The 11,894-nt window shown below is 60.1% G+C and carries 12 protein-coding genes; 7 read left to right on the top strand and 5 right to left on the bottom strand.

Going from position 1 to position 11,894, the window contains the following annotated elements:
- Positions 1–45: 45 nt before the first annotated feature.
- From trpB to KDX39_RS10850, 3 genes are all read left to right on the top strand, one after another.
- Entirely contained in the window at positions 46–1,275 is a 1,230-nt protein-coding gene (trpB, locus tag KDX39_RS10860; protein ID WP_231660367.1) for a tryptophan synthase subunit beta, read from the top strand.
- A complete protein-coding gene (gene trpA / locus KDX39_RS10855) occupies positions 1,272–2,084 on the top strand; it encodes a tryptophan synthase subunit alpha (RefSeq protein WP_099231020.1) in 813 nt (270 codons plus the stop codon). The genes trpB and trpA overlap by 4 nt, the downstream gene beginning before the upstream one ends.
- Positions 2,085–2,209: 125 nt before the next feature.
- Positions 2,210–2,683, top strand: coding sequence for an anti-virulence regulator CigR family protein (locus tag KDX39_RS10850; protein WP_231660366.1), 474 nt, complete (start codon positions 2,210–2,212; stop codon positions 2,681–2,683).
- A 64-nt stretch (positions 2,684–2,747) separates the two neighbouring features.
- Here KDX39_RS10850 and KDX39_RS10845 read toward each other — a convergent pair whose 3' ends face one another.
- The 3 genes from KDX39_RS10845 to KDX39_RS10835 form a co-directional block, all read right to left on the bottom strand.
- Complete coding sequence (locus tag KDX39_RS10845; protein WP_231660365.1) at positions 2,748–3,572, bottom strand: alpha/beta fold hydrolase; 825 nt, start codon at positions 3,570–3,572, stop codon at positions 2,748–2,750.
- Between the two features lie 226 nt (positions 3,573–3,798).
- On the bottom strand, positions 3,799–4,131 hold the full coding sequence (locus KDX39_RS10840; protein WP_231660364.1) for a DOPA 4,5-dioxygenase family protein: 333 nt from the start codon (positions 4,129–4,131) through the stop codon (positions 3,799–3,801).
- A 31-nt stretch (positions 4,132–4,162) separates the two neighbouring features.
- On the bottom strand, positions 4,163–5,113 hold the full coding sequence (locus tag KDX39_RS10835; protein WP_231660363.1) for a choline sulfate utilization transcriptional regulator: 951 nt from the start codon (positions 5,111–5,113) through the stop codon (positions 4,163–4,165).
- A 114-nt stretch (positions 5,114–5,227) separates the two neighbouring features.
- Here KDX39_RS10835 and betC point away from each other — a divergent pair, with 114 nt between their 5' ends.
- The 4 genes from betC (at position 5,228) to KDX39_RS10815 (ending at position 9,957) form a co-directional block, all read left to right on the top strand.
- Positions 5,228–6,733 (top strand): choline-sulfatase, encoded by a 1,506-nt coding sequence (gene betC, locus KDX39_RS10830; RefSeq protein ID WP_231660362.1) that lies wholly within the window; start codon positions 5,228–5,230, stop codon positions 6,731–6,733.
- Positions 6,734–6,769: 36 nt separating this feature from the next.
- The gene (locus KDX39_RS10825) at positions 6,770–7,696 is read left to right on the top strand and encodes a choline ABC transporter substrate-binding protein (protein ID WP_231660360.1); all 927 of its coding nucleotides are present in this window, start codon (positions 6,770–6,772) and stop codon (positions 7,694–7,696) included.
- Between the two features lie 139 nt (positions 7,697–7,835).
- Positions 7,836–8,153 (top strand): hypothetical protein, encoded by a 318-nt coding sequence (locus KDX39_RS10820; RefSeq protein ID WP_231660359.1) that lies wholly within the window; start codon positions 7,836–7,838, stop codon positions 8,151–8,153.
- 235 nt (positions 8,154–8,388) lie between these two features.
- Positions 8,389–9,957, top strand: coding sequence for a SulP family inorganic anion transporter (locus tag KDX39_RS10815; protein ID WP_231660357.1), 1,569 nt, complete (start codon positions 8,389–8,391; stop codon positions 9,955–9,957).
- Between the two features lie 28 nt (positions 9,958–9,985).
- Here the strand turns inward: KDX39_RS10815 and aroE are convergent, their stop codons facing one another.
- Positions 9,986–10,807, bottom strand: coding sequence for a shikimate dehydrogenase (gene aroE, locus KDX39_RS10810; RefSeq protein ID WP_184322444.1), 822 nt, complete (start codon positions 10,805–10,807; stop codon positions 9,986–9,988).
- Positions 10,808–10,951: 144 nt separating this feature from the next.
- Positions 10,952–11,866 carry an oxygen-dependent coproporphyrinogen oxidase gene (gene hemF, locus KDX39_RS10805; RefSeq protein ID WP_099231052.1) on the bottom strand — a complete coding sequence of 305 codons (915 nt, stop codon included), beginning with the start codon at positions 11,864–11,866 and terminating at the stop codon, positions 10,952–10,954.
- Between the last annotated feature and the right edge of the window lie 28 nt (positions 11,867–11,894).

The raw sequence follows: 11,894 nt of genomic DNA, 5'->3' as shown, positions 1-11,894 counted from the left end.
AGACCGGCTCATCTCATTCGTTTGATATACCCACTGGAGCACTTCATGACCCAGACCAATTTGCGCAACGGCCCCGACGCCAACGGCCTGTTCGGCTCCTTCGGCGGCCGCTACGTTGCTGAAACCCTGATGCCGCTGGTTCTCGACCTGAACCGCGAGTACGAAGCCGCCAAGGCCGACCCTGAATTCATCAAAGAGATGGCGTACTTCCAGCGCGATTACGTGGGTCGTCCGAATCCACTGTATTTCGCCGAACGCCTGACCGAGTTCTGCGGCGGTGCGAAGATCTATTTCAAGCGCGAAGAGCTGAACCACACCGGCGCGCACAAGATCAACAATTGCATCGGCCAGGTACTGCTGGCCAAGCGCATGGGCAAGAAACGCCTGATCGCCGAGACCGGTGCAGGCATGCACGGCGTTGCCACGGCGACCGTCGCTGCACGTTTCGGTCTGCCTTGCGTGATCTACATGGGTGCTACCGACATCGAGCGCCAGCAGGCCAACGTGTTCCGCATGCGGCTGCTAGGCGCCGAAATCGTCCCGGTCATTTCCGGCACCGGCACCCTGAAAGATGCCATGAACGAGGCCCTGCGTGATTGGGTCACCAACGTTGAAGACACCTTCTACCTGATCGGCACCGTGGCCGGTCCACACCCGTATCCGGCAATGGTGCGTGATTTCCAGGCCATCATCGGCAAGGAAACCAAAGAGCAGATGCTGGAGAAGGAAGGGCGTCTGCCTGACAGTCTGGTCGCCTGCGTCGGCGGCGGCTCCAACGCGATGGGCCTGTTCCATCCGTTCCTGGATGACGCCAGCGTGGAAATCATTGGCGTGGAAGCGGGCGGTCATGGCGTCGAGACCGACAAGCATGCGGCCAGCCTCAACGGCGGTGTTCCGGGCGTACTGCACGGCAACCGCACCTACCTGCTGCAGGACAAGGACGGGCAGATCACCGATGCTCACTCGATTTCCGCAGGTCTGGACTACCCGGGTATCGGCCCGGAGCACGCTTTCCTGCATGAAGTGAAGCGCGTCGAATACGTGAGCATCACCGATGAAGAAGCCCTGGACGCTTTCCATCAGTGCTGCCTGCTCGAAGGCATCATCCCGGCGCTGGAAACTGCCCACGCCCTGGCTGAAGCCATGAAGCGCGCCACCAACCTGCGCGACGACCACCTGATGGTCGTGTGCCTGTCCGGACGCGGCGACAAAGACATGCAGACTGTCATGAACCACATGGCCGCTGCCGAAAAGACTCAGGAGATGCTGGTATGAGCCGCCTTGAACAACGTTTTGCCCAGCTGAAAACTGAAGGTCGTGCGGCTCTGGTTACTTTCGTCACCGCAGGCGACCCCGGCTATGACACTTCGCTGAAAATCCTTAAAGGCCTGCCGGCTGCCGGCGCAGACGTGATCGAACTGGGCATGCCGTTCACCGATCCGATGGCCGACGGCGTTGCCATTCAGTTGGCGACCCTGCGTGCGCTGGATGCGGGTCAGACCCTGCCGAAAACCCTGCAAATGGTTCGTGAGTTTCGTGTCGAAGACCAGACCACACCTATCGTGCTGATGGGTTACTACAACCCGATTCACCGTTTTGGCGTCGAAGCGTTCGTGGCTGAAGCCAGGGAAGCGGGCGTCGATGGCCTGATCATCGTCGACCTGCCGCCTGAACACGACGCGGAACTGGCGACACCGGCACAGGCCTCCGGTATCGACTTCATTCGTCTGACCACGCCGACCACAGACGATGCGCGTCTGCCACGCGTGCTGGAGCGCAGTTCCGGCTTCGTTTACTACGTGTCGGTCGCAGGTGTGACGGGTGCGGGTTCGGCGACCACCGAACACGTTACCGAGGCCATCGCGCGCCTGCGTCGTCACACCGACCTGCCAATCAGCGTCGGGTTTGGTATTCGTACGCCAGAGCAGGCCGCTGCCATTGCACGTCTGGCCGATGGCGTGGTGGTGGGGTCGGCGCTGGTCGACAAGATCGCCACTGCCGAGTCGCCGGAGCATGCGGTGGATGGCGTGCTGACCTTGTGCGCGGCGTTGGCAGAGGGCGTACGTAACGCCCGCGTCAGCTGAGGGTAAAGATTCCGATACAGAGGAATCAAAGCGTCAGCAGCGGTTCTATGTAGCAAGACACGAGGGGTTCATGACCAGTTCATGAACCCCTTTTTACTGCACAGCGTGGAACCGAGGAGCATCCCATGAAACTGCCAAACCGTATCATCAACGGTCTGGGTATCCTGTTGATCAGCGCCAGTCCGCTGCTCCAGGCAGCACCGCCCGATCAGCGTGGCAACGGCCCGGACGACAATCGCGGCGGCCACCAGCAAGGCCCGCGCGACAACGACGGCCCCGGCAATCGCGGCAATGGCAAAGGTCCGGGGCCAGCCAGCCACGACAATCGTCGCGGCCCGCCACAGGACTTCGGGCCGGTGCGCGAGACCTTCCAGCAACACCGTGACGTTATCGGCCGTGGCCAGCCGTTGCCTCCGGGCGTTCATATCGCCAAAGGCCGACCATTGCCGCCAGGCTACGGCAAACGTCTGGACCCTCGCTCGCTGCAATTGCTGCCGCATTACGACGGGTATGAATGGCGTCGACTGGGCACCGACGTCGTGCTGATCGCCGTCGGCTCGGGTATTGTCTATGCCATTCTGGACGGTGTTCTGAACTGACCCGGTAACTTCGCGGACACGTCCGCACCCCACGCGGGGCGCGCATTCCAACGTGGGAAATACACTACGCGGTCTTTTGATGCAGCCCGGCCAGAAACGCCATCAGGGCACCCGAGACGAACGCCGGGTTTTCCAGATTGGCGATATGCCCGGCCTCTGGTACCAGCACATAAGGACAGCCAATCAGGCGGGCCATCTCGCGGGTTTCCGTTGGCGGCCTCGGAATGTCGGCGTCGCCGCACATGATCAATGTGGTATCGGCATCCAGCTGATGCAGGAGCCCAAGCCGATCCTCACGTCCGAAAATGATACGACCGACCGGCACCACGATCTGGCGCAGTTGTTCCGAGCTCATGCTGGCCAGTGCGGTTCTCAGTCCCAGGCACACGGGCGACTGCGGATCGATGCCGGGGCGGAAGAAGATCGGCACCACCACGTCCAGCAGTTGTTCGGAAAAGCTGCCCGCGGCTTCCACTTTGTCGAGCAGGGAGAAGTAGTAGGCTTTCATGGCCTCTGATTCACTGCCCAGATAGGTGTCCATCAGCACCAGACCGTTGATGCGCTCAGGCGCGGAAAGCGCAGCGATTGCGCCCCACATGCCGCCGACCGATAAACCTATAATGGTGCAGCGCCTGATGTTCAAGTGGTCGAGCAACGCCAGCGCGTGGCGGGCAAAATCGCTCAGATTCCCGGTGCCGTCAGGAAACGCACCGGAATCACCATGCCCCCAAAGGTCAGGCACGATCACACGATAATAACTGGCCAGAAGGTCAATCTGCGCGCTCCACATGTTCCGGTCCCAGAGATAGCTGTGCCCGAGTAAAAGAACCGGCCCGCTGCCTTGGTCAGAATAATGAAGCTTCTTGCCTTCGATGATTAGATCCGGCATCTCTCATGATCCTCTGTCTTGGTCTCTCAGCATTCAGTGCAGGCCAGAAAAGTGGCCTGCAACCGCCCCTGATGCCTGATAAACAGGCAAATGATTGATCACTTTTCGCTGATCTGCACTTCAACGGACCGACCGGTCACGTTTTTTGGCGGGGCCATGTTACACCGCAGATTTTGGCTGACGGTCGACATAGCATCATCGAGAGAAAGACCCGGTGCCAAACTTGTCAGTCGTCGAAAACGCTCAGGTCCAGAGGCCGCATTACGCCCATCCAGATGGCATGCTCGGTATGATCGAGTCGCTCATTGCCTGTCAGCGGATGGGTGAACACCACCAGTCCGTTGCGGTTAAGCGCCAGCCAGAGCATCAGGTCGGCCAGTTGCGCGTGTCCGAACGCCAACTGACAGCTCCAGTCAGGGTGCGGGCCGACGCGTTTCTGATGAACCCGTCCCATCTTCACGGCAAACCTGTCAGCGGCCGCTTCACACAGGGCGCGCGCCTGCTCGAGCGTGTTTGCATCGAAATAAACGTGGGCGTGATAACCCTGAATACCCGCCATGAGCGTCCTCCTTAACCTGAAAATAATCCGATCACACCGCAATGAAAGGCAACGGCCTGCCCGTCAGAGAAACACCACTCAGTGCCTGCTCGCGGGTCAACCAGTCGACGAACTGCTGGACGATCTGCACACGGCGTTTGCGCTGTGGCAGTACCACGTAGTACCCGTAACCGGACACCGCCGAAGCCGCGACAGGTCTACACAACAGGCCTTGCTCGAGTAGATCGTCGATCAGATGCCGCCAGCCGATGGCCACGCCCTGGCCGCCAATCGCAGCCTGGATCAGCAGCGTGTAATTGTCGAAACGCAATTGTCCTGGTGCCGGTGACTGGGGTATGTCCAGCGCTCGAAATACGCCGCCCCAATCGAACCAGTTGTTGTTGCTTTCACCGCGCAAGTGCAGCAGCGGAAACTCACGCAAGGCGTCGTTGGGCAAAGGCAGTGCTCGACCTGCAATCAACTGTGGGCTGCATACTGGAAATACCTCCTCGCTGAACAGCCAATGACTTTCGCCCTGCTTGAAGCGCCCATCGCCGAACAGCACAGCGACGTCGATATCCGGGCGCAGCATGCTATGGGTACGCTCGCTGGTCACCAGGCTGACGTCCACGTCCGGATTGACCTTGTGAAAACGGTGCAGTCTGGGCATCAGCCAATAGGATGCAAAAGCAAAATCCGTGGCGACCTGAAGCACCTCATGCTGGCCCTGGTCGGTGATCGCCACCAGACCGCTCTCGATGGACTGCATGCCAGCCTGTACGTGACTGAACAGGACCTCGCCCGCTTCGGTCAACTCGATGCCCCGATAGATACGATCAAACAGTCGCGTCGCCAGTTGTTCTTCCAGACGCTTGATCTGCTGGCTGACCGCAGGCTGCGTGGTGCCCAGTTCGATGGCGGCTGCCGTGAAGCTGCGCAACCGGGCCGCCGCTTCGAACGAGCGCAACAGATCCAGTGACAGATCACCGAGGAGTTCATACATAAGCTGAGCTTATCCTAGACATCTCTTCATATGGGCTTTACCACAGCTACTGTGGCCTTCATTCTCGTTACCGGCACTTTCGCATAACTCTTCACTATGGGATGCAGCGATTACATGAAGCGCAAAAATATTCTGTTCATCATGGCCGATCAAATGGCCGCGCCGATGCTGCCGTTCTACGCCCCCTCGCCGATTCTGATGCCGAACCTGTCCCGCCTCGCCGCTCAAGGCGTGGTGTTCGATTCGGCGTATTGCAACAGCCCGCTGTGTGCACCCTCGCGGTTTACGCTGGTCAGCGGCCAGTTACCCAGCAAGATCGGCGCGTACGACAACGCTGCCGATTTCCCGGCTGACGTTCCGACCTACGCTCACTACCTGCGGGCTCAGGGCTACAAGACGGCACTGGCCGGCAAGATGCATTTCTGCGGACCGGATCAGTTGCACGGCTACGAAGAACGCCTCACCAGCGACATCTACCCGGCGGATTACGGCTGGGCCGTGAACTGGGACGAGCCGGACGTACGCCCAACCTGGTATCACAACATGTCGTCAGTGCTGCAGGCCGGGCCCTGCGTACGCACCAATCAGCTGGATTTCGATGAGGAAGTCGTCTTCAAGGCGCAGCAGTACCTTTATGACCACGTGCGCGAGGACGGCGATGCGCCGTTTTGCCTGACGGTCTCGATGACCCACCCCCACGACCCGTATACCATCACCCGACCGTTCTGGGACCTGTACGACGACGTCGAAATACCGATGCCGCCGCTGCACGCCAATCAGAGCGCGCTGGATCCGCATTCGAAACGCCTGCTCAAGGTCTATGACCTGTGGGACAAACCCATGCCGGCGCACAAGATCCGCGATGCGCGGCGCGCCTACTTCGGCGCCTGCAGCTACATTGACATGAACGTCGGCAAATTGATGCAGACGCTTTCCGAGGTAGGGCTGGCCGAAGACACCATCGTGGTGTTCTCCGGCGATCACGGCGACATGCTGGGCGAGAAGGGCCTCTGGTACAAAATGCACTGGTTCGAGATGGCCGCGCGCGTGCCGTTGGTGGTGTACGCGCCTGGCCAGTTCAAGCCACGTCGCGTGAAAGCCTCAGTGTCCACCGCCGACCTGTTGCCGACCTTCGTCGATCTGGCCGACGGCAAGCTGGACAAAGGATTGCCGCTGGACGGTCGCTCCCTGCTGCCGCACCTGAAAGGCAAGGCCGGTCACGATGAAGTCTTTGGCGAATACATGGCCGAAGGCACGACCAGCCCGTTGATGATGATCCGTCGCGGCGCCTACAAATTCATCTATTCGGAGCAGGATCCCTGCCTGCTGTTCGATGTGAAGAACGATCCGGAGGAACTGGAGGACCTGAGCCAGTCACCCGACTATCAACAACTGTTCAACGACTTCCTGGCCGAAGCACGGGCCAGATGGGACATACCGGCGATACACCATCAGGTGCTCGCTAGCCAGCGCAGGCGGCGCTTCGTCGCCAAATCGCTGGCAACCGGCAAGCTGAAGAGTTGGGATCACCAGCCACTGGTCGACGCCAGTCAGCAATACATGCGCAACCACATTGATCTGGACGATCTGGAGCGCAAGGCACGTTATCCGCAACCCTGACCCTGCCCACACCAAAAAATCAAAAGGGGTACACCGATGAGAAAGCTATTCACCACACTGGCGGTCAGTGTCATGACGTTGGGGAGCGTTGCGGTCCACGCCGCAGATGCCAGTTGCAGCACCGTCCGGATGGCAGACCCTGGCTGGAGCGACATCGCCGCCACGAATGCAATCACCAGCGTTGTGCTTGAAGGCCTCGGTTACAAGACCAAGGTCGACACCCTTGCGGTGCCGATTGCCTACGGTGGTCTGAAAGACGGACAACTGGACGTTTTTCTGGGCAACTGGATGCCGGCGCAGCAGGGCTTCTACGACAAATTCGTGGCCACCGGTGACGTTACCCAGTTGGCGAAAAACCTGGAAGGTACCGAATTTACCCTGGCCGTGCCCGACTACGTCTGGGATGCGGGCGTACACACCTTCGCCGACCTGAACACATTCGCCGACAAGTTCAGCAAGAAGATCTACGGCATAGGCTCCGGCGCGCCCGCCAACCTGTCGCTTCAGGAAATCATCAAGAAGAACGAGTTCGATCTGGGCGGCTGGAAGCTGGTGGAATCCAGCGAGCAGGCAATGCTCGCCGAGGTCAATCGTAACGTGAAGCGCAAATCGTTCGTGGTGTTTCTGGGCTGGACCCCGCACCCGATGAATGTGCAGATCAAGGGCATGCATTACCTTAAGGGTGGCGAAAAATACTTCGGAGACACCGGCTCTGTCTTTACCCTGACCCGTAAAGGCTACGCCGAAGCCTGCCCGAACGTAGGCAAACTCCTGACCAATCTGAGCTTCACGCTGGACATGGAAAACACCATCATGGCCGATGTGGTGAACAAGAAGGTCAGCAACACCGAAGCTGCCAAGGCGTGGATCAAGGCCAACCCGGCGGTACTGGATAAATGGCTGGATGGGGTGAAAACCATCGACGACAAGGAAGCGCTGGCGGCGGTGAAGGCGAAGCTTTGAACACACGTTCTCGCCGCCCTGCAAGACAGGTAGCGACGGATTAAGTTTTCCTCACATTTCTTCAGCGCGTGCGGGTACGTGCTAAATACGGGCGTCGCTGCATCCGTGCAGCACCTACCGGCTGAACTGGAGAATACTGATGAATAAATTACTGATGTCGCTTCCGCTGGCTTTCGTCCTGAGTACGACTTTCGCCTCGGCAGCGGGCTGGCCACCAGAGACCGGGGCCAAAGTGGTGGGCAATGCACTGGAAGTCCCGACCAAGCTGGAAGCGACCGACGTTTCTCTGGAGAAGATGCTCAATGACGGCGCAAAAGTGGTGTCTTCCTACGTGGCGCAGGACGGCCCGGTGGTGACGGTGCTCAACAAGAAACACTATGCCATCTGCATGCTCAAAGGTGCCGGCATGGGGTCGGACCAGAACGTCGCAACGTCGAAGTGTTATGTGATGAATTAGATTGAAGCATCTGCTACCCATCGACGCCATATCAGCCGCAAGACGTGTCAGCGACGAGGCGCTGACACGCGATAGAAAAGCATGGACCGAAGTGCAACGCTCGCGGACGAGTCCGCTCCCACACTAACGCCTGCGTTTATTCAGGCAGAATTAACAACATGCACAGGGCATGTACACGATCAGGTCGAGCCACAGGCGTGTAATCTGGCAGCAATTCACCAATCATGAGGGACCGATGCGCTGGCTCAACCGCCATAAATTCCTGCCTTTTCTGGCCTGGCTTCCTCAGCAGACCCGCACCAGCGTCGGGCGTGATGCATTAGTGGGGTTGAGCGGCGCCATTCTGGCCCTGCCGCAATCCATCGCCTACGCGCTGATCGCAGGGTTGCCTCCGGAGTACGGCCTGTATGCCGCGATCGTCCCAGTGATCATCGCCTGCCTGTGGGGCTCTTCCTGGCATCTGATCTGCGGCCCGACCGCCGCCATCTCAATCGTGCTGTATGCCAGCGTTAGCCCGCTTGCGGTTCCGGCGAGTCAGGATTACATCACCCTGATCCTGTTACTGACGTTCATTGCCGGGGTCTTCCAGCTCCTGCTCGGCATGGTGCGCTTCGGTGCGCTGGTGAATTTCGTCTCGCACTCGGTGGTGATCGGATTCACGCTGGGGGCTGCTGTCGTGATCGCGTTGGGGCAAATGCCCAACTTGATGGGCATCAATCTGCCCAGCCAGACCACAGCCCTCGACAGCCTGACCGCATTGCTTGAGCACCGGGGCGAGGTCGACACGCTGTCGCTCGCGCTGGGTCTGGTGACCCTCACGCTGGGCATTGTCCTGAAGTTGCTGGTGCCGCGCTGGCCCACGCTGCTGATCGCGTTGGTCGCGAGCAGCCTGCTGGTCTGGTTATGGCCTGCGATGTTCGGCCACGTCAGGCTGGTCAGCGCCTTTGCCGGAAGCCTGCCACCCTTTGCCCCTCTGCCGCTGGATGCCGAGCTGATCCTCAAACTGCTGCCGACGGCCGTAGCCGTCGGCATGCTCGGGCTGGTCAACAGCCTGTCGATTGCCCGCTCGCTGTCGACGCGTTCGCAACAGATGCTCAACGCCAACCAGGAAGTCCGGGCACAGGGCCTGTCGAACATGATCGGGCCGCTGTTCTCCGGCTATCTGTCGGCAGGCTCGTTCACGCGTGCTGCGCTCAACTACGAAGCCGGTGCCCGCTCGCCACTGGCTGGGGTTTTTTCGGCTTTGTGGGTCGCATTGTTTGCGGTTGCCGGGGCTTCGGTAGTCGCGCACATACCGATCCCCAGCATGGCGGCGTCCATTCTGCTGATCTGTTGGGGGCTTATTGATCGTCGTGGTATTACGGCGTTGTTCCGGGTCAGTCGCTCGGAGTTCTTCGTGATGGCGCTGACCTGCCTGGCCACCTTGCTGCTGGAGCTGCAGACGGCTATTTACGCGGGCGTGCTGGCTTCACTGTTCTTTTACCTCAAACGCACCTCGCAGCCGCGCGTGCAGCAGCTGCGTGAAGGCGACGAGGACATCCTGCGCATCGGCGGCTCGATCTTCTTCGGCGCCAGCCACTACCTGCAAACCCGCCTGCAACGCACCCAGGGCCAGCGTGTAGTGATCGAGGCGCAACAGATCAACTTCATTGATTATTCAGGTGTCGAAATGCTGCATCAGGAAGCGCGCCGCCTGGCCAGACAGGGCAGGGCGCTGGTGCTGCGCCATGCGAGACCGCAGGTGATCGAGGAACTGCACAAGCTGGAAGGTGCCGATCAATGCCCGATTGTGTTTGAGGATTAAAGGTTGATCGAAAGCGTCCCGGGCAGCCTCAGCCGGCCAACTGCCCGCGCAGTTCGGCAAGCACCGGCGCTGAGTCAGGGCGGACACCGCGCCACAGCAGAAAAGCTTCAGCAGCCTGTTCGACGAGCATGCCCAGGCCATCGACCGACTGCGCAGCGCCCTGCTCAGTGGCCCAGCGGCAGAACGCCGTAGGCTCCTTGCCATACATCATGTCGTAGCAGAAGGTATGGCCCGGCTCGATCAGGCTGGGTGAGATCGGCGGCAGTTCACCGGCAAGGCTCGCGGAGGTGGCGTTGATGATCACGTCCACCGACTCCTGAAGCCAGTCGAAGCTGCTGGCAAATACAGGGCCGAGGTCCGCGAATTCCTGAGCCAGTTTTTCAGCTTTTTCCACCGTGCGATTGGCAATCACCAGCGCCAGCGGCTGTTGTGCAAGCAGCGGTTCCAGCGCACCGCGAACGGCTCCGCCCGCACCCAGCAACAGAATGCGCTGCCCGCGTAGACTGACGCCGCAATTGATGGTCAGGTCGCGCACCAGGCCGGCGCCGTCAGTGTTGTCACCCAACACAGAGCCGTCGTCGAGCCTGCTCAAGGTGTTGACCGCACCTGCCCGCCGGGCCCGTTCGGTCAGGCTGTCGGCAAGCCGAAAGGCTTCTTCCTTGAACGGGACTGTGACGTTGGCGCCACGTCCTTGCAGGAAAAACGCCCGAGCGAACGCAGTAAAATCGTCCAGCGGGGCCAGCGATGCCTGATAATCCAGCGCCTGCCCGGTCTGCCCGGCGAACAGACGATGAATCAGTGGCGACTTGCTGTGGCCGATGGGGTTACCGAAGACGACGTACTGGTCCATTGTGGTTCCTGTTGATGTATTGCAGCGCCTGCAGCGCTCGGTCTCGCAAACGACGTTCAGCCCACTGAAGAAAAGCTCCCACGACTCCCGGTGGGTGCCTGGAGACGTGGTGAAGCCTTCCACGGGCTTGACTGCACAGTGCAATCATTCCTCAGCCAGCCAGTCCCTATCCGTCAGGAAGTACTCGGTCAGGCGAGCCTCTTCACTGCCGGGCGCAGCCTTCCAGTCGTAGCCCCAGCGCACTTGCGGCGGCAACGACATCAGGATCGATTCGGTACGGCCACCCGATTGCAAACCGAACAACGTGCCGCGGTCATACACCAGATTGAATTCCACATAGCGCCCGCGGCGGAATTCCTGAAATTCGCGTTGCTGAACGGTGTAGGCGTTGGCCTTGCGGCGGCGCACGATCGGCAGATAAGCGTTGATGAACGCATCGCCAATCGCCCGGATGAACGCAAAGCTGGTCTCGAAATCCCACTGGTTTACATCATCGAAAAACAGACCGCCGATCCCGCGCGGTTCATCGCGATGCTTGAGGTGGAAGTAGCTGTCGCACCAGGCCTTGTAGCGCGGATAGACATCATCGCCAAACGGCGCACAGGCCCGCTCGGCAACCCGGTGCCAGTGGATGCAGTCTTCTTCGACGCCGTAGTAGGGCGTCAGATCGAAACCGCCACCGAACCACCAGACCGGTTCCTCGCCTTCTTTCTCGGCGATGAAAAACCGTACGTTGGCGTGGGACGTCGGCACATGCGGGTTATGCGGATGGATGACCAGCGACACACCCAGCGCCTCGAAACCACGTCCGGCCAGTTCGGGACGATGCGCACTGGCCGAAGGAGGCAGGTTGCTGCCGAAGACGTGAGAGAAATTCACGCCGCCTTTCTCGATGACCGCGCCGTTCTCGATCACGCGCGTACGGCCACCACCGCCTGCCGGACGAGTCCAGGCGTCTTCGACGAAGTGCGCGTTGCCATCTTCCTGCTCAAGCGCAGTACAGATGCGATCCTGCAGGTCGAGCAGGTAAGCCTTCACGGCCTCGGTACGGGTACTCATGGCGATCCCTTACGGCTGACTTCAAACG

The organism is Pseudomonas sp. CDFA 610 (genome assembly GCF_021147865.1).
GTDB classification, from domain to species: domain Bacteria; phylum Pseudomonadota; class Gammaproteobacteria; order Pseudomonadales; family Pseudomonadaceae; genus Aquipseudomonas; species Aquipseudomonas alliivorans.
This window is presented reverse-complemented; position numbering and strand designations above follow the sequence as displayed.